This window comes from Rhodoferax sp. BLA1, from assembly GCF_013416775.1.
Taxonomy (GTDB): Bacteria; Pseudomonadota; Gammaproteobacteria; order Burkholderiales; family Burkholderiaceae_C; genus Rhodoferax.
Genome location: NZ_SZVI01000001.1, coordinates 306,197 through 325,768 on the forward strand (window position 1 = coordinate 306,197; position 19,572 = coordinate 325,768).

The following is a 19,572-nucleotide window of genomic DNA, read 5'->3' on the forward strand; positions in this document are numbered from 1 at the left end:
CCAGTTTGAAACGGAGGCTCTTGCCAGCGCCACCAACCCAGTTGGCTTGGGGCGCAAAGGCAAAAGGAAGCGTTGGTTGACGATCAGAGGCCAAGCAGGGAGTAGAAGATCGCCGACATCGCCACGGCACCGATGAACAGCACCAGGACATTGGTCGGGTTGTTGGCATATTTGCGCATCGACGGCACTTTGCGGATCGCATACATCGGCATCACAAACAGCAGGGCTGCAATGACCGGACCACACAGGGATTCGATCATGCCCAGGATGCTCGGGTTGAGCGTGGCCACAGCCCAGATCGTCACGAACATGAACAACATGCTGTAGCGGTTGATGGTCTTGGTGCTGGCAGACTTGTTGCGGCTTTCGAGTTGCTGTGCAATAAAACCGTTCAGGCCTTCACGTGCACCGAGGTAATGGCCGAGGAAGGACTTGGACATCGCAATAAAGGCCACCATCGGCGCGATCAGGGCCACGTAGGGGTTCTGGAACTTGTTGCCGATGTAGGACAGGATAGAAATGTTCTGGTCTTTGGCTGCGGACAGATCGGCCGGAGACAGTGCAAACACACAGCTGAAGACAAAAAACATCACCACCACCACCATCAGCAAAGCCGCGTATTTTTCAATGCGATCGGCCTTTTTGACCGCGCTGTTGCCGTACTGCAGCTGTTGCGCCACCGCAAAACGGGAGATCACCGGCGAGTGGTTGAAGGAAAACACCAGCACCGGAATGCTCAGCCACAGCGTCACGCTGAACTTGCTGGCCGACGGCACACCTTGCAGCACCGCGCCATTCCATTCGGGAACCAGGAACAAGCCAAGACCGATCAGAACAAAAATGAACGGGTAGACCAACCAGCCCATGACACGTACCACCATCTGCTCACTGGCGCAGACAATACCAATCAGCCCTGCCGTCAGGACAAAGGACAGAAGCACACGTGGCAAAGCCGCCATGCCCATCTGGTGCACCATGAAGGATTCGACCGTGTTGGTCAGGCCAACACCGTAGAGCAACAGGATCGGCAGGATCGTGAAGAAATAGAGCAGCGTGATGAGCTTGCCAGCCATCGGGCCAAAATGTTCGCCCACCACCTCGGTGATGTCGCTGCCAGGTTTGGACGACGACAGAATGAAGCGGATCAAACCACGATGCGCCAGGTACGTCATCGGAAAAGCCAGGACCGCCATGACCAACAGGGGCCAGATGCCGCCCAAACCTGCGTTGATCGGCAGGAACAAAGTGCCCGCACCAATGGCGGTTGCAAACAGGCCCAGAACCCATGTTCTGTCGTGGGCTGTCCAGGATGACGCGGCGGCGGGGCGGAAGGTGCCGCCGTCTAGGGTATTGCTGATGGACATAACTACTACTCCTTTTTGATGGCCGTGATCGTTGAAGCTGACCTCGGATGCGGCGCAGTGTAGGAATGCCAAATTGGCCTTGTTGGCCTAAATTCGGAGCGGCAGAATAGGCAATGGAATGGTCGATTCAGCACACGAGCGGCGGCACTCGGCGCACACTTTGTGCATGTCGACACAGGCGCAAGAGAGGGCAGCAGTTGCCCGCCCCAAGCGCATGGACTTGCCAGACAAGCAGGTGTTTGTGAGCCCTTTGTGTGATCTGCCTGGTTTTTAAGCACCCCTCACCAAGCCAAGCCTGGCGCGGGTTCTGGCAGTTGTTCAGCAGCTTGTCCACAGCTTTGGTCCCGCGTTTTGGGGACAAGGCAGCGCGTCCTGCCCCAGCAGATCGTCAGCGTGGGGCCAATGGCGCCTGCGGTAAGCTCAACCCATGCCTCAAACCCACGTCCGCAAGCTGTTTTCCCAAGGTCCCTTCATGCGTTTCTGGTTCGCCCGACTGGCGGGTGTGAGCGCCAATCAGATGCTGATGGTGGCGGTGGCCTGGCACATGTATGACATCACCTCCAGCGCCTGGGATCTGGGCCTGGTGGGTCTGTTCCAGTTTGTGCCCGCCCTGCTGCTGATGCTGCCCGCTGGGCATGTGGCCGACCGATTCCACCGTGCCCGCATCTTTGCGGCCTGCCTGGGGCTCCAGGGCATGGTGGCCTTGGTCTTGATTGCTGCCACCCAATACCACCTTGCCTCACGCGAGCTGATGCTTGGCATCTCGATCCTGCTCGGGGTGGCGCGGGCTTTTCAGATGCCGGCCCAACAAGCCTTGGTGCCACAGCTGGTGCCACAACAGCTGTTGCAAAGCGCGGTGGCCTTGAGTTCCAGCGGCATGCAGGTGGCCATCATTGGCGGCCCGGCGCTGGGCGGCCTGTTGTACACAACCGGTGCCACCACCGTGTATGTCACCTGTGCAGTGTTGCTGGTGCTGGGGGCCGTGCTGGCCCTGACGGTGCGATACCAACACCAGCTCGCGCCACTGAACACCACCTGGCAGACCGTGCTGGCGGGGTTTACGTTTGTCTGGCAACACAAGGTGATCCTGGGCGCAACCTCTCTGGACCTGTTTGCGGTGCTGCTGGGTGGTGCCACCGCCTTGTTGCCGATTTATGCCCGCGACATCCTGCACACCGGCCCGGTCGGTCTGGGGGTGTTGCGCTCGGCCCCGGCGGTCGGCGCCCTGTGTATGTCGCTGGCCATCATGCGCTGGCCATTGGCCCGGCATGTGGGGCGACACCTGCTGGTGGCGGTCGCGGTATTTGGTCTGGCCACCCTGGTGTTTGGGTTGTCCAGCCATTTTGGGCTGTCGCTGATGGCCCTGGTGGTGACCGGTGCGGCCGACAGCGTCAGTGTGGTGATCCGCTCCACCCTGGTTCAGTTGGAGACACCCAACGAGATGCGGGGCCGGGTGTCGGCGGTCAACTCGATGTTCATCGGTGCCTCCAACCAGCTGGGGGAGTTCGAGTCGGGCGCCACCGCCGCCCTGTTTGGCGCTGTGGGCTCCGTCGTGCTGGGAGGTGCTGGCACCGTGTTGATAGCCGCATCTTGGCTCAAACTGTTCCCAACCCTGGCCCGCCGTGACCACATGCAGGTTTGACAGCTGACAGTCTGCCCCCAGGCAGCCAAGGGCGCTCTAGAAAACAGAGCTATCAGCCCTTTTAGGTATTGGGCCAGAGGCCGATTTTGTCGAAATGTTCCCAATGGAGGCGACCGGTGTGTGGCTGGGCAAAAAGGCGTGACCAAGCCTCACGCAGCCACGCTGGGCTGCATTGCGCCGATCAGCAGCGGCGCAAACTCGGCCAGCGGCATCGCCACGCGGGTGATGTTTTGCTCGGCCAGAAAACGTGCTTCCATGCGGGTCGGCTCGTTTGGCAACACCGCCCAATGCTGGTCGCTGGTGCGTTTCATGATCTGGCGGGCAAACGAGCGGGTCAGTTGGTCGTCAAAACGGCAGCCCAGAAACAAAAAGTGGCGCCCGCTGCGCCAGGCCTGCACCTGGGGCGGGATCGGTGTCTGGATGTCGATCTCGGTCAGCACCTCGACATAGTCGCTGTCCGACACCAGATAGTTGCCTGCCGGGCTGTGTGCGCCCCAGGGTTTGTAGAGCAGCCGCCCGGGCGCCTCTGACAGCTCGGCCAGCGGTGTGCCATCTGCCGCGTAGGCACCGGTCCACTGACCAAAGTGTTCGGACTGCGACAGCCCCTGCACTTGCACCCAGGGCTGCTGGCTCTGCACCAGCGCGCTGGCAAAGCTGTCGTCGTACCAGGTGTCCACCCACAGCTTGGCGCCACTGCTGGCCAGCGCCAGCTGCAGGGCCGAGGGGCTGGGTGTGGTGGCAAAAGCCTCGTTCATCAGGTGCACCACCGACTTGCGGTGTTTGAAGTTCTCGATGAACTGCGCGGTTTGCGTCAGGCGCTTGCGGATCTTGTGCGGCACACTGACCTTGGCCGTCATGCTGTCGGCCAGCGCCAGCGGCGTCATCGGCACCGCCACATCGCTGCACAGCGACAACATCTCCGGTCCCATGTAAGGGATGACCGAGCCGGTGGCCAGTTGGCTGGCAATGTCGTTGATCAGATCAGTCATAAGTTTCTTTCAGTGACAGTGGAAGTGGCAGGAATGGGGCAACTAAGCCAGAAATGCCGCGGAACTGGCTTTGCCAGGCCGCTGGCATTGCCCCCTGAGGGGGTATGCGGCTACGCGCAGCGAGCAAGCAACGGGGGGGAGCCATCAATAAATCGTAGCACCGGCGCCGACATTGGAAGCCGTGTCCTTGAGCGTTTTGACGATGTACTGCACCTGTTCTTCGTCCAGATGTGTGTGCAGAGGCAGCGCCAGCGCGCGGTCGCCGATACGTTCGGTGTCGATCAGCAGACCACGCGGCTGCCCAGTGGTCTCGCTCGTGTTCATGTAATAAAACTGCTGGTGTAACGGGTGGCTGTAGGCAGCGGACTCGATGCCGCAGGACAGCAGGTCATCCATCATCTGGGCGCGTGTGCTGCCCGAGAAACGTTTACCCAGGTGCACCACGTAGAGCATCCAGTGCACTTCGTCCACGTCCTGCCCGATGTAGGGCGGCTTGATGCCTTCAAAACTTTGCATCTGCTCGTGGTACCAGGCCACCACCTGCTGGCGCGCCGCCAGCCGATCATCCAGCCCTGCCAGCTGCGCCAGACCGAGTGCGGCGGTGAGTTCACTCATGCCCGCCTGCAGCGGCACCCGTGCGCCGACCGAGACCGACGCCCGGTCAGCCAGCCGACGCTGGCGCAGGTAACGCAGCTCATGCACCAACGCGTCGTTGTCGGTGACCAACATGCCGCCCTCACCAGTACACAGGGCGCAGGGCGCCGAAAAATCAAACACCGACACATCCCCAAACGTGCCCACCACCTGCCCCTGGTAACGCGAGCCCAAGGCCTCGGTGCTGTCTTCGATCAGAGCCAAACCATGCGCATCTGCCAGCTGGCGCAGCGCCTGCCAAGCCGCCGGGTGGCCGTTGGTGTTACCGGCCAGCACCGCACGCGTCTGGAGGCTGATCTTGAGCGCGGCTTTGTCGGGGCTCAGGCAACCAGTCCAGTAGTTGATGTCGGCAAACACCGGCGTCGCCCCGGCCAGGGTGATGGCTTGTGCCACCTGGTGCCAGGTGTGGGCGGTGCAGATCACCTCGTCACCGGGGCCAATGCCCAACGCACGCAGCGTGATCCAGCAGCCCAAGGTGCCGCTGCCCACCGCCACCGCGTGTTGGCGCCCAACCCAGGTCGCAAAGGCCGACTCAAACGCCTGCACCATCGGGCCGTCCCCCCAGCAGCCAGACTGCAGCACCGCGCGCACCAGATCGTGTTCACGCGCGCCACAGTCGGGCTCAAACAAGGGGATGACGTCAATGTCCATGGCACGGCTCAGTCTTGCGTCAGGATCAGTGCAGTGGCCTCTTCGGGCTGCGCGGTGGTGCTCCAACAATGCCCGTTGGAGGTGGCCAGGTAGATGCTGCGCGCACCACAGCGCAGTGCGGCGGTTTCACCACGCATGTCCATCGCATCCACCACCACCACGCGCTGCTCGGGGTGGCTGGCACGCCAGCTGGCGGCGGCCTCGCGCACACTGGCGGCCGAGACCAGCAGCTGCGCGGCGCTGTGTAAATCAGCCTGGGTGATAGCCATGCTCAATCACCCGCGTCTTCGGTCAAGGCCAAGCGGCGCGCCTCCACCGTGATCGGCAGCGGGGTGTCGGCTGGCATCTCGGGCAGATCAAACTGCCAGCCGTTGCCCAAGGTGACCACCCCACCCCACATGCCGGGATTGGCCATGGCCACAATCGGTTCCTCCAGGTCTTTTTTGGCGACATAACCGGTCAGCGTGCCTTTGCTGTCTTTGCGAATCATGAGTTTCATGGGTGGGTGTCCTGGTGAGTTTGTGAAAATAAAGGGGGCGTTTCAGGACGCAGTCAGCAGGTCTTCCTGCAACAGGGGTGCCAGCAAGGGGGGCAATTCGCGCAGCACATAGGCCACATCCTCCGGCGTGGTGGTGGCACCCAACGAGAACCGCACGGCCGCCAGCGCCTCATCGTCCGGCACCCCCATGGCGCGCAACACATGGGAGGGCTCACTGCCGCCCGAGGAACAGGCGGCACCGCTGGAGGCTGCGACATGCAGGCGCTCCAGGCGCTGCAGCACCACATCAACCGACAGGTGGCCAAAACGCAGATAACTGGTGCCGGGCAGGCGCGCTTGGCCCTGGCACCACACATGGGTGGTTGGCAAGGCGTTTTGCAAACCAGCCTCCAGGCTGTCACGCAGCTGGGCCACCCGCGCCGCCTCGGCCTCCAGGTCACCAAGCAAGTCCAACGCAGCCGCCAGGCCCACAATGCCAGGCAGGTTCTCGGTGCCGCCCCGGCGACCGCGCTCCTGGCTGCCCAGACTTTGCGGCACCAGCGGCACACCCTGGCGCAACAGCAGCGCCCCTACCCCCTTGGGGCCACGGAACTTGTGCGCCGACAGCGACACCGCATCGGTCCCACAGCGGGCAAAGTCAAAAGGCAGCTTGCCAATGAACTGGGTCGCATCCAGGTGCAACAGCGCGCCCGCCGCATGGGCCAGATCAGCAACTTCAGCCACCGGCATCAACACACCGGTTTCGTTGTTGGCCGCCATCAAGGACACCAGCGCCACATCGGGGCCCAGCATCGCCTTGGCCGCCACCAGATCAAGCTGACCACTGGGCAGCACCGGGAAAAAATCAACCTGTACACCGGCTGCCGCCAAGGCCTTGGCCAAACGCAGGTGCGCGCTGTGCTCAACACGGCTGAACAACACCCGCTGGCGGCCGGGCGCAGCACCCGTCAGCAGACCACGCACCGCCAGGTGGTTCGACTCGGTGGCGCCGCTGGTGAAGATCACCTCCACCGGCTTGCAGCCCAGCACCCTTGCCACCGTGGCGCGGGCACTGGCCAACACCCGTTTGGCCTCCTGCCCCGGGCCATGTTGTGACGAGCTATTGGCCCAGACACCCGTCATCACCGGCAGCATCGCAGCGATGACGCCGGGGGCCAGGGGGGTGGTGGCGTTGTGGTCGAGGTAAATCATGGCAGAAACAGCCGAGGCCTCAGAGCCAGAAGACGCGCTCGGTATCCACACACAGCGCCTCCAGCAAGACCTCCAAGGGCTGGTCTTGCAGCTGCGGCACCCAGGCACTGATCGCATGGTCGCGCGAACTCAGGCTCCAGTGGCCACAAGTCATGGGCATCAGCAAGGCAATGTCGATCACCCCACCCTGCGGGTCCACATGGCGCGAGCAGCAAGGGCTTTGAATCAGAAAACCCTCGCCTTGGACCGTGACACGCGGTGTGACATAACGATAGCGCTGGCGCTCACGCAGGGCGCGTTGCAGGCGCAGCTGGATCAGGTCCAGCACCTGGGCCCCGGGCGCCACCTTGACCGCGCTGTCGGTGGTCACACCGGCTCCTCGGTTTCCGGCAGCAGACCCGGCGGGGCTGGTACCAGCTCGATCTCCAGGCAGCCCACCACACAGTCGGCAAACTGCACCAGGTACACCGGCTCATTGAGCTCGGGAGCGTGGCCGATGTTGACCACCTCCCCCACCGTGCCACGCGCAGCCAGCAAGGCATCAGGTTCACGCTCGGGATAGCTGCCGTCGTTGACCAGATCGTCCAGCGCAATCACACGCTGGCCCCAGGCATAGGCGGGGGCACGCGGTTCCAGAACCGGCAAATTGGATTCAGTCATGGTGTGTCCTCCAGGGGTTGGGCCGAGCCCAGGGTGGCCAATGCGGCGGCTTTGTCGCCCAATTGCGCCAGCACCTCGGGTGGTAACTTGTCCAGGGTGCAAAGTTCCTTGGCACGCATGCCCACACGGTGCCCAGACTCGATGAAGTCCACCGCGTAGATGTAGTACTGCTGCAAAAAGGTGTTGATGCTGTTCACATAACCAATGTCGCCCTTGTGCACCAGCACGTCACCGATGTCGTAACCCCGGTAGGTGCCGTCGTTGCGCACCACCGAACGCGCGACCACCCGCTCGCCAAAACTGAAACGCGGCGGGTAGGCGGTTTCCAGCTCGTCGTCATCGCGGTTGATGTCAGCCATGGTCAACCCCTTCAACTGCCCCTACCACCTCGCAGCGTGCCTTCACGGCCGCACGAACCTCCTCATCCGGGTCGTCCTGCAGCTGCTGTAACAGCGCGTGATCGGCGCGCTGGGCGACCTCCCAGCGCACGCGCCAGTCGGTGTCGTGCACCAGTTGAAACAACAGCGGCACCGGCAGGCGCTCGGCCACCACACGGCGCACCTCGGGTTCGGCATCGTCGACCATACGCAGCAGGGCCGGCATGGCCAGGCGCTGCGCCACACACAGGCGCACCGAGCGATCGGGGTCATGGACCATGGTGGGCAAAATCGCCAGCGGCAGCCGCTGTGCCACCCGCTCACGCACACCGTAGTCGGAGTCATGGCGCAAACGCGCCAGTTCAGCCGCGGGCAGCCGATGCGCGACCCGGATGCGGACCTCGCGGTGCGGGTCATCGGCCAGCCGCGCCAGCTGGGTCAATGGCAGGCGCATCGCCACCTGCATGCGCACAGTTTCATCGGGGTCATCGATCAGGCTACCCAGCCGGAAGACGCTGACATAACGCGCCGCAACCGCCCGCACCTCGAAGTACGGGTGCGCCAGCTGCCCATCGGCCAGTTCAGGATGCCAACGGAAGAAGCGGTCAATACGCCGCGCATACACATCCTGCATACAGGCGTGACCCGGGGCACAACCCTGCCGGTGTGGCAAAGGCCGCAGCGCCACAAACGCACACGCGGCACAGTGGATGGGCCCACCCTGCCAATCCTGGGGCGCGATGTCGTTGTCGGGCAGGTGCGCGCTGTCTGCGGCCTCGGTGTGGGGGGTGGGGCTCAGCAGCAAGCTCATGGGGTGGCACTCCCCCAGCCACGCAGCGGGTAGTCGGCTGGAGCATCCAGCGGGGTGCCGTTTTCATGGCGGCTCAACACATGCCACAACAAGGCCGCACCCACATGGTCTTGCGGGTCCAGGCGGCGCAACTCACCCAGCATCAGCCGGGCCTCGTCCAGCTCACCCAAGCGCAGGTTGAGGTAGGCCAGCCCCTTGAGGGTGAACAGGTAAAAACGCACGGCAGCGTTGTGCCGAGTGGCCTCGTCACCGGGCGGCACATCGCCAAAGTCTGGCCCCAGTGCGGTGCGCGCAATGGCCAAGGCATTCTCACCCATGCCCTTGGCCTGATTGAGCTGATGACTATAAAAATAGTAGCGATACAAGGCAATCACCGGGGCCGGGTGGCGGGGCGCGGCGGCACGCGCCTGCTCCAGCAGGGCCAGGGCCTGTTGTGGCTTGTCGCGGCAACGACCCGCCTCGGTGATCAGTGCCTCCACCTGCGGGCTCAGGCCGCCACCAATGACCCCGTCGGCAAAAGCCGCCAGGTCATTGGCAAACTGCAGGCGGTCAGCAGGCATGGTGCTGGAGCCGCCGTCAGGACGGCTGCACAGGCGCCACCGGGCGGCCCCGGCCAATCGCGCTGATGTTGATGTGTGTCACACCCGCCTGAGGGGCGCCCGCGCTGCTGCAGGCGCAGGCCTCCTTGTTGGGGTCGGTGAAGCTCAGTCCCGACTCGGTGGCGGTCTCGACAAAGTCCATGGTCAGGCCATTGAGCAACAAACGACTCTCAGCCGCCAGAAACAGGCGCACACCGCCCACCTCACACAGCTGCTCGTCGGCAGCGGGCGCCAGCTGGGCGCTGAAGTCGCTGGAATAACCGGAGCAGCCACCCGGCTTGACCGCCAGCCGCAGGCCTGCGCCTGCGCCCAGGCCAGAGAATCGCACAACACGGTTGATGAATTTCGCTGCAGCAGGGGTGACGGTGAGGTTTGGCAACATGGCAGGGGGCTTTCAGAGAAAGGGAATCAGACTTCGGTGATGCAGTCGTCCACCGGACAGATGGCCACACACTGCGGGTCGTCAAAGTGGCTTTCGCAGTCGTTGCACTTCTTGGGGTCAATCGCGTAGATGCCACTCTTGACGCGGATGGCGGCGTTCGGGCACACCGGCTCGCAGGCGTCACACGAGGTGCAGATGTCGGTGTTGATCTTGTGGGTCATGGCTAATCTCCTGTCGGGTTGGCTAATGAAAAAAGTTAGGCGGCCAGCGCGGTGTAGGCGCCCTGGCGGATGGCGGCGTCACCACGGTGCTGGTGCAACACGGCGCCGCTGGCCACCCGGGCGCGGTAGTCGTTGAACCAGTCGAGCGCGGCTTTTTCGATGAATTCACCGACATAAGCGTCCACTGGCTCAACACCGGCCAACATCAGTTCGTCGCGCGGGCAGGCGCCGATCTTGGCCACCAGCACCGCGTGACAGTCGTTGATGGCACGCACCACCGAGGGCAGTTGCTCGTCGTCACCGGCGCCGCCCTGGCAGTACTGGTCCACCCGGCGATGACCCACAAAATGGGCCTTGGCAGCGGAGACCTCATAGACCTGGAACTCGGTCACATGGCCAAAATGTTCGTTGACACGCCCGCCGCCCTTGGTGGCGACCGCCACCAGCACCTTGAGATCCTGCGCGGCCTGCAGCGCACTGGCCGCCGCCAGGGCCTGCTGTTTGGCGGCCTGCTGGGCACTGCGCTCCTGCTCAACCTTGTCCTGGTAGGCCTTGCGTTTTTCCAGGTCGTAGACCACCTCCATGGCGTCCAGCTTGTCCAGCGTGAACTCGTCGCTGCGGTCTTCACCGAGCAGGCCCACCGCGTCGGCACGGCATTGGCGGCAGTGGCGCATCAGGTTGGCACCGCCCATGCAGGCGTCCTGCACGGCTTTGAGTTCCTGGGCACTGGGGCCACGCTGGCCGGTCAGGCCAAACACCGTGCCGTGTTCGGGCTCGGAGATCAGCGGCATGATGTTGTGCAGGAAAGCGCCGCGTTTTTTCACCTCGCGGTTCACATCCATCAAATGCTGGTCATTGATGCCGGGGATCAGCACCGAGTTGACCTTGGTGAGCACACCACGTGCGGTGAGCATCTCCAGGCCCAGCATCTGCCGCTGGTGCAAAACGGTGGCGGCCTCAATGCCGGTCAGCCGTTTGTGGTTCCAGAAAATCCAGGGGTAAATCTTGGCACCGATCTCGGGGTCCACCATGTTGATGGTGATCGTCACGTGGTCAATGTTGTGTTTGCAGATCTCGTCCACCAGGTCGGGCAAGGCCAGCCCGTTGGTCGAGAGACACAGCTTGATGTCCGGTGCCCTCGCTGTGAGCATGCGCATGGTGTCGAAGGTCTTCTTCGGGTTTGCCAACGCGTCTCCCGGGCCGGCAATTCCCAGCACCGTCATCTGCGGGATGGCGCTGGCCACCGCCACCACCTTCTTCACCGCCTGCTCGGGCGTGAGCTTTTGCGAGACCACACCTGGGCGCGACTCGTTGCTGCAGTCGTACTTGCGGTTGCAGTAATTGCACTGGATGTTGCAGGCTGGCGCAACCGCCACATGCATGCGGGCAAAGTGGTGGTGGGCTTCCTCCGAGTAACAGGGGTGGTTCTTGACCTTGTCCCAGACCTCGGCCGGCATGTCCTGCGGACCGTCCGACGAGCCGCAACTGGCCTTGCCCTCCCCACCGGTGGTGCTGCAGCCACCACCGTTTGAGGCCAGTTCGAGCTTGATCTTCAGAGGTTTGAGCTGACCCATGCTGACATAGGTCGTGCCGGGTTGGCTACCGGTGAGCGCGCTTGTTGGCATGGAGAAACCCTTCATGCGGTCGACCGTGACCGCTCTGGGCTTGATTAGCGATATCCATGCCACGCCAAAACACCGGGTTTTGGCTGGATTTTGTCGGTTGTGACACACCCGACCCGGCGCGGCCAGAGCTACTTTGCGGGCGGCTTGTCAGTGATGCGACAAAGCTGACACAGCGCCGGAAGTCGGATGTACCTGTCTTGGCGAGGGCCGCCAGCAGCGCAAGGTAAGCGCGTACTCATTGCGCGGGATGCAGAAAAACGATGAACTCGCGGTCTGCGGTGAGCATGTGGCGCGCCACCACTTCCTGGGTCAGGTAGACAAACAACTCACCCACCAACAGCTGCCCCCCCTTGAACTGCACCGCCAGCGTGTGGGCCTGGTCCAACAACTCGCGGTGTAGTCTGGCGTGCTCGACCGCACCGGGATAACCGGTTTGGTGAAGAAACACCTCTTCTTCACGAAAGTGTTCCGCAATGTCGGCCACAAAGTCGTCGATATGTTGTGCGATTTCGGCCACACCGCGCCCGGCCACAATCACATCCAGAATTCTGTTGGCCTCACTAAACAGCCTGTGGTGGTGGCTATCGATGACCAGATTGCCACTCTCATAACGCTGGTGCCAGACCAAGGGCAGCAGTCTGCCGGGCACCTGCGCAGACACGGCGACCGTCTGCGCCAACTGCACCCGATTGCGCCCGCCCTGTTTGGCCAGGTACAGCGCCTCATCAGCGGCACTGAGCAACGCCAAAGCGTCAACATAACCACCGTCAACCATGGCCGCCACCCCCATGCTCACGGTCAGACGCCCCAAAGGCGCCTTGGCATGGGGCAGGTTCAACTGCTCCACCGATTGCCGCACGGCATCCGCCAGGCGCTGGCCATCCTCGGCAAGGGTGTTGGGCAGAATCAGCAGGAACTCTTCGCCCCCATAACGCGCCGCCAGATCACCGGCCCGGCGCATGCCCGACTGGATCACCTGCGCAATGTGCCGCAGGCACTCATCACCGGCCAGATGGCCATAGTGGTCGTTGTAGGGTTTGAAGAAATCAATGTCGATCATCACCACCGCAAAGGGCTGCTTGGAGCGCTTGAACCGCGCCCACTCCTGGGTCAGCACTTTGTTGAGGTGGCGGCGATTGGCCAGCCCGGTGAGTTCATCCTGGGTGGCCAGCTGGCGGTTCTGGTCATCGGCCCGATCTTTGGACATCAGCACAAAACCAATCGACAGCAAGACCAGGGTCACCAGCGCCCCCAGCAAACTGATGACCTGCACAGGGTTGGTTCCGGCCGCATCCCGCAGCCCAACAGACCCGGCACGCAGCACCTCCAGCATCCGAAAAGTCAACAAGGCCATCGCCATCACCAGCCCGGTCATCAAAAAGTACTGGCCGTGTCCGGGTGTCTGACGGCGAGCCTGCAACATCAGCCCCAAGGCCAAACCGGCCTGAAACAACGAGATCAGACTGACCAGCAGCGAGCGGTAGGCTGGGTGCTCAAAAAGGACCACAAAGGCCACCGCCTGGGCCACCACAGGCGCCCAGACCAACACCCGGGGTGCTGGCCGCCGGTAAAACTCGAACAAACCCTCTGCAAACAAAGCCCAGGCACTGGCTCGCAACAACACGGCAGAAAACAAACCCACAAACTGGCCCAAGGTGCCAACCTGGCTGAAAAACACATACGACGCAATGTGCAGAGCCAGCCCAACTGCCCAGTACCGCATGCCATCACGTTGGTCCTGATGCGCCACAACAGCCACCGATACGGCCAGTACGGCCCCCATCAGGACGATCACCAAAAGCAAGGTACGGATATCAACTGTCATGCGCCTATTGTCTCGCATGGTTGCTATGAGATTGGAAGTCCATCGCGTGCTGCCGGAAACTGGTGAACGTGGAGCTGTTTGCGCCCTTGATGGTTTGATTTCTGTGGGTTCAATCCCGCTTTCTCGAACCCCTGGGGTGCCATACCGAGGCAATGTCCTTTTGGCGCGGCGGCTGTGGGTGGCAGGAGATGGGCAGGGGCGGCGGCCTCATACTGCCAAATGCGCAGAAATCGGCCGCCACCCCTACCCATCCCCTGCTGGCGAGCGACATTTGAACGCGAAAAAGAAGACAAAAGGCAAGGAGGGGCAGACGACCGAGATGCAGCGGGAGGGGTAACCCAGTCAGTCATTGCATGGAACATGAGGGGCTGCGTAAACCGGCTAGATCCTCCACGTGAGCCCCGAATGCGCTATCCGATTTGAGTTTAGATGGTCGCCTGCCGGTCGCCGCTGGCAGCGTTGCCATTGCGGACTGGTGTGAAGCCATCGGCTACAGCGAGACTGGGATGAGCTTCGCCTTCAAGTGCTGAATCGACACCAGCGGCTCTGTGTGGCTAAACGTCACTTGCGCCGTTTCGACTCATGGATAGAGTTGATGCAGAAGCATCATGATGGGCCCCCACTCGGGGAAGTCCGTGCGCGTGAAGTACACCCGTTTCAGGATTTGCCGCAGGATTGGCAATGGGCCGGCCTTGGGGCTCAGCATCCTCAATTCGTGTTCGTGCGCCCAGTCGGAATGCTTGATGGACACGGCTCGTGACATCGAGCGTGCCATCCACCTTGCAATGAATTCATGAGTTTGCGAGTGCTTGTGAAGTTGCTCCACTGTCCAGTCCGGATGCTTGTCCCCCACAGCGAGCAGCTCTGCCCGCATGTCCTCAAAGCGATCATGAACGCGCGGCTGGTCGGTGTAGTGGACGAACGTGGGCCGCAGGCTGAACTGTTCGATCACATCCCTAGGCCACTCGAACTCAAAGCACACTCCGCGCCCGTCGTTGCAGTAGTAGGCCCACATCGGCTGGTTATCGGGGCGCTTGGTGCCGGAGAAGATGCCCACGCGCTGGCAATTGGCCGCGAAGGTCTGGTCCTCCTCTCGGATCAGTTTTGAGAGGTACTCAGCACTTTCCTCCTCTGGCTCGTACTTGGCGGGCTCCTTGCGTTGAATTGCCAGTTCTGTGAGCGTTTGCGCCAAGGTCCGGGCGTAGGAGAAGGGGTCTGCCGGAGCGAACTTGGCCTCCAGTGAGTCGTTTAGTTCGCCAGCGTGGGCGAAGTAGCAGGCGCCGTCCGACAGGCCACGTAGGGCAGCTGCGCCTGAACGGTACTTGAAGTTCACGAGCAGACGGTCTGTCATTTAGATAGATTTGTGGTCGCAGTTACGCGGAGGCCCTTGCAGCGCCAGTTTACAACTCGCTTCGTGGAGTGTCGGCTGCCAGCGTCAAGCTGACTTGTCTCCACCATCAACGCATCCAGGTATGTTGAAGGCGGGTGGTGGGGTTGCCGGGCGCAGAACCTATTCGCGTGATGAGACTGGCGGCGCACCACCCTCAGCGGCAACACCCCAACAAGCGCTCAACCAACACCGTATCCCGCGAGGGGGCCGGAGAACGGCAACCCCACCGCCCGACTGGCGCCACGCGAACCCAAGAGCCAAAGACACTGCGTAATCAATAGCTACTAGCCCTTATTCCAAAAGGGCTAGAGGCCAATTTCTCTTAGAACTCTCAAACACAGCCGCGAGCGGCTTTGGCCTGAACCCAGCAGCAGCGCTCCATGGACCAGATCGACCTTATCAGGCGCGTAGCGTGGTCAGCAGTGTGACCAGTTCGTGCAAGGCGGTGAAGGGTTCGGGGGCGGTGTAGGCACTGAACTTCGCGGCCAGTGATTGCGCCCGTTGCGTCGCAGTTTCCAGCCGTGTGCGGGTGGTTGCAAATGCACCGCCTGCGCCCTTCTCGTAGCCGAGAATGTGCTGCTTCAAACGCGCCATCACCTCGTCGCGGTGGATCGGTGCCTGAATATCCTCGTAGTGCAACAGCAACCACAGCTCGAAGCAGGGAATGGATGCGATGGCCTTGAAGCTGGCCACCTGCCTGTCGTCATTGCGTAGCTTGCCGTTGAGCGATTTCGCCAGATTCAGTGCATCGAAATAGCTGTCGTGGTCGTCGCGGTCAAACACCGCATAGACCTGATCGAAGCTCTTGGGGCGAATGCCTTTGACCAAATCGCCTTCGTCAAACAGTTGCTGGGCGTAACGCACCACCTGGATGGGCGCGGTGCCCAGTTGCCCCGGTTGCACTGCCACGTTGGCGGAATGCAGCTGATGCGCGGTGCGAATCTCTTCCAGATACAGCGGTTCGGTTTTGCTGCCCTCGGTCACGATCAGAATGCGGGCGTAACTGGCGCGCCGTGCCTGTTTGACCGTTTTGCGGCGCAACTGACGGTCTTTGGCCTGGTTGTCGCGCCCCATCAGCGTGTCGCTCCCAGGGCCTGATTGCGCAGCAAGGGCAGTGCCCCGTAGCGCCCTTGCAGATAACCGCGCTCCAGCGCTTCATTCTTGCGCGGGCTGAAGTCGAGCAAGGGATACAGCGATGAGCTTTGATCCGGGCGCTTTTCCACAAACCAGACCTGATCGCGGCGAAACAGGCCGTAAGCATCGAGCAGCGAGGTGTCGTGCGTGGTAAAGATCAGTTGCGCACCGCCAGTGTTGGCTTCGGGGTTGTGGAACAAGCGCACCAGCGCCTGCACCAGCAGCGTGTGCAGGCTGGTATCGAGCTCATCCACCACCAGCGTCAAGCCCTTGTTGAGGATGTCCAGAATAGGCCCGGTCAGGAACAACAGGTTGCGGGTACCGCTGGATTCGTCCATCAGGTCAAACACCGCCTTGCCGTGTTCGGTGATGTGGTGAAACTTCACTTCGTCCACCGCCTGCTCACTGGCTGCCTCCTCGCGTTTACCGGTGGCGAGGTCGAACTTGATGCTATGCACCATGGCCTGCTTGGTGGCCACTTCAATGTCGGCAATGCTGATGTCGGCGGCACGCAGAAACTCACAAATGGCCTTGCGCTGCGTCTCTTGCTTGAGCAATTGCACCGAAAACTGCGGCGATAAAGGCGACTGCTCATTGATGATTACCAGCCGGTTGGCGAACCAGTCAAACACCGGGCGCAAGGCCTCACTGTTGAGCTGCACCGCCACCGACAGAAACAGGGCATTGGGTCGGGTGGCGCCCTCCCACAGGTTCTTGGCGCCCTTCAGGCTGGGGGCGGACTCATACACATCCTTGCCACTTTCGGCATCGAAGTGGCGCTCGACCCAGCGTTGTGGCTTGAAGGCCTTGTAGACCAAGAGATGCTCGCTGACGATGCGTTGCGCATTCATGGCAAATCCATATTGGTAGCGCACACCGGCGAGGATGAAGGTGACCTCAAACTCGGTTGGTTGGCTACCTGATGTGGTATCCAGCTTGAAGGGCTGGAGTTTGTCAAAAGTCTGGCCCGGCTGCAGAGCGGCCGACTCCAGCACCACGCCACGCATGTACTGCAGCGCCTTGATGAGGTTGGACTTGCCACTGGCGTTGGCACCATACACCACCGCGCTTTTGAGCAAATGCGGTGCCGCCTTCAGCCCGGTAGCCAGTGCATGGGTGTCCAGCAAGGTCTGGTCCGTGGACGCAACCAGGCTGAGCACCTGCTCGTCGCGCAGGCTACGGAAGTTCTTGACACGGAACTCGGTCAGCATTGAATTCACCTACCAAATATAAAAATATATTCGAATTATGAACCAATACTGCAAATTGTTTATTTATTTTTTAATCTACATGGATTTTCTGATGAACTGCAAACTGACCAACGCCAGGTGCGGATTAACACCAACTGAAGGCGGGCGGTGGGGTTGCCGGGCGCAGAACCCATTCGCGTGATGAGACTGGCGGCGCACCACCCTCAGCGGCAACACCCCAACAAGCGCCCAACCAACATCGCATCCCGCGAGGGGGCCGGAGAACGGTAACCCCGCCGCCCGCCTGGCGCCACGCGAACCCAACAGCCCAAGAGCCCAAGAGCCCAAGACACTACGCAATCAATAGCTAAAAGCCCTTATTAAAAAAGGGCTAGAGGCCAATTTTCCTCACAAAATGACCAAAAAGCCAAGCCTCAAAACTTACGCACCTCGATGCCGTTTTTCTGCAAGGCGTAGCCCATCTGGCGCGGTGATATTTTCAGCAGGCGGGCAGCTTTGGCCTGAACCCAGCCGCAGCGCTCCATGGCCCAGATCAGGCGCTCGCGTTCACCCTCGGGTTTGCCGTCGTTGTCGGGTGCGGCGGCAGGGACCGGGCTGCTGGCGCTGGCGGCCTCCTCGGCCGTAACGCTGTCGGGTGCGGCAGCGGCCGGTGCGGGTGGTACGGCGCGGGCGGGCACCGGGCCTTCCACCACCGGGATCTCACTGATGCGCTGCGGGGTGACTGCGTCCAGCCGCTCAATGTGGTGCAACACCTGGGTCAGGCAGCCATTGCCCTGGCACGGGAAGGCCAGGTTGGTGATGGCGTCGTCGTGCGCCATGGTGGCGGTGCGCTCCACACAGTTCTCCAGCTCGCGCACATTGCCGGGCCAATAACAGCTGGTCAACACGCGCATAGCGGCCGGGCTGAACTGGGTGTTGCGGCCGTTTTCCTTGTTGAAACGGTCCAGAAACAGCTTGGCCATGGCGGGGATGTCTTCGCGGCGCTCGCGCAGCGGCGGCAGCTGGATGCTGACCACATTGATGCGGTAGTACAGGTCGGCGCGGAACTCGCCGGCCTGCACCATGCGCTCCAGGTTGCGGTTGGTGGCCAGGATCAGCCGCACATCGACCTTGACGCTGGTGGAGCCACCCACACGCTCAAACTCGCGCTCTTGCAACACCCGCAGCAGCTTGGCCTGGAAGGACGGCGAGATGTCGCCAATCTCGTCCAGAAACAGTGTGCCGCCGTGTGACATCTCAAAACGCCCCTTGCGCTGGCCCTGGGCACCGGTGAACGAGCCTTTTTCGTGGCCAAACAGCTCACTCTCGAGCAGCGACTCGGTCAGCGCGGCGCAGTTCACACGCACAAAGGCTTCACGTTTGCGGGGCGACAGGTTGTGCAGGGCGCGGGCAATCACCTCCTTGCCGGTGCCGCTCTCACCACGCAGCAGCACCGTGGTGCGCGAGGGCGCCACCTGGTGCACCTGCTCAAACACTTGCTGCATCGGCTTGGACATGCCTACCACTTGGTCGATCTGGTGCAGCGGCTTGAGCTCCTTGCTCATGCGGCGCACCTCGTCCTGCAAGGAGTCGTGGGCCGCCGTGACACTGCGGTGCAGCAGCAGCGCCTGGCCCATCAGGGTGGCCACCATCTTGAGCAGGCGCAGGTCGTTGGAGAAGCTGCGCTGCTCGCCCGGGTTCAGGCAGTCGATGGCCAGCACACCAAAGGTACGCCGGTCGGCGCTGATGGGGGTCACCAGCATCGCAATCGGGATGTCAGGGGTCTGGTCGGCGCCACCGGTGCGGTTCAGGAACAGCGGCTCGGTGCGCACATTGGGCACCACCACCTGGATGCCGTTGGCATACACCCGCCCGACAATGCCTTCGCCTGACTGAAAGTGCAGGCGCTGCTGCTCCTCACGGGTCAGGCCCACGGCACACAAGCCGTGCAAGCCACCTTCGGTTTCGCCCAGCACCACAAAGGCACGCCGCCAGTCGTAGGCATGCATCAGGTAATTGAGCGCCTCGCGAAAGGTCTTGGCCACGTCCAGCGACATCGCCAAGGTCTTGCTGACTTCATAGATCGCATTCAGCTCGCGCTGAGAGTCATTTGTCTGTGTGTTCACCATATGAAACTCCGTGTGACGCAATGCGGTACCTCTGCACAGGCCCTGGTACCCGTTCTAGCAATAAACGCACCAGCAAGAGGGTTTTGTCAGCCGGTTGCGCGGTGATGGCGAGCGTTCACGACAAACATGACAAGGCCGCAGGGCTTTGACTGGCGCCAACTGACAAAAACAACAAACCCACAGGTCCAAAGTGCCTGCCAAGTGCCCATTTGGCGTGGCACCGAAATTGCGGACGGGGG

Annotated in this window: 20 protein-coding genes; 1 reads left to right on the forward strand and 19 read right to left on the reverse strand. The window is 62.0% G+C overall.

Annotation, left to right across the window (positions count from 1 at the left end; all coding sequences use genetic code 11):
* Window positions 1–83 precede the first annotated feature (83 nt).
* A complete protein-coding gene (locus FDG13_RS01470) occupies window positions 84–1,364 on the reverse strand; it encodes an HAAAP family serine/threonine permease (protein WP_180125036.1) in 1,281 nt (426 codons plus the stop codon).
* 427 nt (window positions 1,365–1,791) lie between these two features.
* On the opposite strand from FDG13_RS01470, the gene FDG13_RS01475 reads away from it, so the two are divergent.
* Window positions 1,792–3,006 (forward strand): MFS transporter, encoded by a 1,215-nt coding sequence (locus FDG13_RS01475; RefSeq protein ID WP_180125039.1) that lies wholly within the window; start codon window positions 1,792–1,794, stop codon window positions 3,004–3,006.
* Window positions 3,007–3,155: 149 nt separating this feature from the next.
* Here the strand turns inward: FDG13_RS01475 and FDG13_RS01480 are convergent, their stop codons facing one another.
* The 18 genes from FDG13_RS01480 to nifA all read right to left on the reverse strand — a co-directional run bounded on the left by FDG13_RS01480 (window position 3,156) and on the right by nifA (window position 19,333).
* Complete coding sequence (locus FDG13_RS01480; RefSeq protein ID WP_180125041.1) at window positions 3,156–3,995, reverse strand: SIR2 family protein; 840 nt, start codon at window positions 3,993–3,995, stop codon at window positions 3,156–3,158.
* 144 nt (window positions 3,996–4,139) lie between these two features.
* Window positions 4,140–5,300 carry a DegT/DnrJ/EryC1/StrS aminotransferase family protein gene (locus FDG13_RS01485; protein ID WP_180125043.1) on the reverse strand — a complete coding sequence of 387 codons (1,161 nt, stop codon included), beginning with the start codon at window positions 5,298–5,300 and terminating at the stop codon, window positions 4,140–4,142.
* An 8-nt stretch (window positions 5,301–5,308) separates the two neighbouring features.
* Window positions 5,309–5,569, reverse strand: coding sequence for a hypothetical protein (locus tag FDG13_RS01490; protein WP_180125044.1), 261 nt, complete (start codon window positions 5,567–5,569; stop codon window positions 5,309–5,311).
* Window positions 5,570–5,571: 2 nt separating this feature from the next.
* Window positions 5,572–5,799, reverse strand: coding sequence for a putative nitrogen fixation protein NifT (gene nifT / locus FDG13_RS01495; RefSeq protein ID WP_078365372.1), 228 nt, complete (start codon window positions 5,797–5,799; stop codon window positions 5,572–5,574).
* Window positions 5,800–5,841: 42 nt separating this feature from the next.
* Entirely contained in the window at window positions 5,842–6,990 is a 1,149-nt protein-coding gene (locus tag FDG13_RS01500; protein WP_180125045.1) for a cysteine desulfurase family protein, read from the reverse strand.
* A gap of 19 nt (window positions 6,991–7,009) precedes the next feature.
* Window positions 7,010–7,360, reverse strand: coding sequence for a hypothetical protein (locus FDG13_RS01505; protein WP_180125046.1), 351 nt, complete (start codon window positions 7,358–7,360; stop codon window positions 7,010–7,012).
* The gene (locus FDG13_RS01510) at window positions 7,357–7,650 is read right to left on the reverse strand and encodes a nitrogen fixation protein NifZ (protein WP_180125047.1); all 294 of its coding nucleotides are present in this window, start codon (window positions 7,648–7,650) and stop codon (window positions 7,357–7,359) included. Before FDG13_RS01510 ends, FDG13_RS01505 begins: the two co-directional genes overlap by 4 nt.
* Window positions 7,647–8,009 (reverse strand): nitrogen fixation protein NifZ, encoded by a 363-nt coding sequence (locus FDG13_RS01515; protein ID WP_078365368.1) that lies wholly within the window; start codon window positions 8,007–8,009, stop codon window positions 7,647–7,649. The genes FDG13_RS01510 and FDG13_RS01515 overlap by 4 nt, the downstream gene beginning before the upstream one ends.
* The gene (locus tag FDG13_RS01520; protein WP_180125048.1) at window positions 8,002–8,838 is read right to left on the reverse strand and encodes a 4Fe4S-binding leucine-rich repeat protein; all 837 of its coding nucleotides are present in this window, start codon (window positions 8,836–8,838) and stop codon (window positions 8,002–8,004) included. Before FDG13_RS01520 ends, FDG13_RS01515 begins: the two co-directional genes overlap by 8 nt.
* Window positions 8,835–9,398 carry a hypothetical protein gene (locus FDG13_RS01525; protein WP_180125049.1) on the reverse strand — a complete coding sequence of 188 codons (564 nt, stop codon included), beginning with the start codon at window positions 9,396–9,398 and terminating at the stop codon, window positions 8,835–8,837. The genes FDG13_RS01520 and FDG13_RS01525 overlap by 4 nt, the downstream gene beginning before the upstream one ends.
* A gap of 16 nt (window positions 9,399–9,414) precedes the next feature.
* Window positions 9,415–9,819: an iron-sulfur cluster assembly accessory protein gene (locus FDG13_RS01530; protein ID WP_180125050.1), complete on the reverse strand. Its 405-nt coding sequence runs from the start codon at window positions 9,817–9,819 to the stop codon at window positions 9,415–9,417.
* A 26-nt stretch (window positions 9,820–9,845) separates the two neighbouring features.
* Window positions 9,846–10,040: a 4Fe-4S dicluster domain-containing protein gene (locus FDG13_RS01535; RefSeq protein ID WP_078365364.1), complete on the reverse strand. Its 195-nt coding sequence runs from the start codon at window positions 10,038–10,040 to the stop codon at window positions 9,846–9,848.
* A gap of 35 nt (window positions 10,041–10,075) precedes the next feature.
* Window positions 10,076–11,614, reverse strand: a complete 1,539-nt coding sequence (gene nifB / locus FDG13_RS01540) for a nitrogenase cofactor biosynthesis protein NifB (protein ID WP_370528148.1) — start codon at window positions 11,612–11,614, stop codon at window positions 10,076–10,078.
* 286 nt (window positions 11,615–11,900) lie between these two features.
* Window positions 11,901–13,490: a diguanylate cyclase gene (locus FDG13_RS01545; RefSeq protein WP_180125052.1), complete on the reverse strand. Its 1,590-nt coding sequence runs from the start codon at window positions 13,488–13,490 to the stop codon at window positions 11,901–11,903.
* 580 nt (window positions 13,491–14,070) lie between these two features.
* The gene (locus FDG13_RS01550) at window positions 14,071–14,841 is read right to left on the reverse strand and encodes a DUF2971 domain-containing protein (protein WP_180125053.1); all 771 of its coding nucleotides are present in this window, start codon (window positions 14,839–14,841) and stop codon (window positions 14,071–14,073) included.
* A 438-nt stretch (window positions 14,842–15,279) separates the two neighbouring features.
* Window positions 15,280–15,954: an RloB family protein gene (locus FDG13_RS01555; protein WP_180125054.1), complete on the reverse strand. Its 675-nt coding sequence runs from the start codon at window positions 15,952–15,954 to the stop codon at window positions 15,280–15,282.
* Entirely contained in the window at window positions 15,954–17,225 is a 1,272-nt protein-coding gene (locus FDG13_RS01560; RefSeq protein WP_180125055.1) for an ATP/GTP-binding protein, read from the reverse strand. Before FDG13_RS01560 ends, FDG13_RS01555 begins: the two co-directional genes overlap by 1 nt.
* Before the next feature lie 413 nt (window positions 17,226–17,638).
* The gene (gene nifA, locus FDG13_RS01565) at window positions 17,639–19,333 is read right to left on the reverse strand and encodes a nif-specific transcriptional activator NifA (protein ID WP_180125056.1); all 1,695 of its coding nucleotides are present in this window, start codon (window positions 19,331–19,333) and stop codon (window positions 17,639–17,641) included.
* Window positions 19,334–19,572 lie beyond the last annotated feature (239 nt).

Coding starts and splice junctions, on each gene's coding strand:
- FDG13_RS01470 (WP_180125036.1), bottom strand. CDS start 1,364: ATGTCCATCAGCAATACCCTAGACGGCGGCACCTTCCGCCCCGCCGCC.
- FDG13_RS01475 (WP_180125039.1), top strand. CDS start 1,792: ATGCCTCAAACCCACGTCCGCAAGCTGTTTTCCCAAGGTCCCTTCATG.
- FDG13_RS01480 (WP_180125041.1), bottom strand. CDS start 3,995: ATGACTGATCTGATCAACGACATTGCCAGCCAACTGGCCACCGGCTCG.
- FDG13_RS01485 (WP_180125043.1), bottom strand. CDS start 5,300: ATGGACATTGACGTCATCCCCTTGTTTGAGCCCGACTGTGGCGCGCGT.
- FDG13_RS01490 (WP_180125044.1), bottom strand. CDS start 5,569: ATGGCTATCACCCAGGCTGATTTACACAGCGCCGCGCAGCTGCTGGTC.
- nifT (WP_078365372.1), bottom strand. CDS start 5,799: ATGAAACTCATGATTCGCAAAGACAGCAAAGGCACGCTGACCGGTTAT.
- FDG13_RS01500 (WP_180125045.1), bottom strand. CDS start 6,990: ATGATTTACCTCGACCACAACGCCACCACCCCCCTGGCCCCCGGCGTC.
- FDG13_RS01510 (WP_180125047.1), bottom strand. CDS start 7,650: ATGACTGAATCCAATTTGCCGGTTCTGGAACCGCGTGCCCCCGCCTAT.
- FDG13_RS01515 (WP_078365368.1), bottom strand. CDS start 8,009: ATGGCTGACATCAACCGCGATGACGACGAGCTGGAAACCGCCTACCCG.
- FDG13_RS01520 (WP_180125048.1), bottom strand. CDS start 8,838: ATGAGCTTGCTGCTGAGCCCCACCCCCCACACCGAGGCCGCAGACAGC.
- FDG13_RS01525 (WP_180125049.1), bottom strand. CDS start 9,398: ATGCCTGCTGACCGCCTGCAGTTTGCCAATGACCTGGCGGCTTTTGCC.
- FDG13_RS01530 (WP_180125050.1), bottom strand. CDS start 9,819: ATGTTGCCAAACCTCACCGTCACCCCTGCTGCAGCGAAATTCATCAAC.
- FDG13_RS01535 (WP_078365364.1), bottom strand. CDS start 10,040: ATGACCCACAAGATCAACACCGACATCTGCACCTCGTGTGACGCCTGC.
- nifB (WP_370528148.1), bottom strand. CDS start 11,614: ATGGGTCAGCTCAAACCTCTGAAGATCAAGCTCGAACTGGCCTCAAAC.
- FDG13_RS01545 (WP_180125052.1), bottom strand. CDS start 13,490: ATGACAGTTGATATCCGTACCTTGCTTTTGGTGATCGTCCTGATGGGG.
- FDG13_RS01550 (WP_180125053.1), bottom strand. CDS start 14,841: ATGACAGACCGTCTGCTCGTGAACTTCAAGTACCGTTCAGGCGCAGCT.
- FDG13_RS01555 (WP_180125054.1), bottom strand. CDS start 15,954: ATGGGGCGCGACAACCAGGCCAAAGACCGTCAGTTGCGCCGCAAAACG.
- FDG13_RS01560 (WP_180125055.1), bottom strand. CDS start 17,225: ATGCTGACCGAGTTCCGTGTCAAGAACTTCCGTAGCCTGCGCGACGAG.
- nifA (WP_180125056.1), bottom strand. CDS start 19,333: ATGGTGAACACACAGACAAATGACTCTCAGCGCGAGCTGAATGCGATC.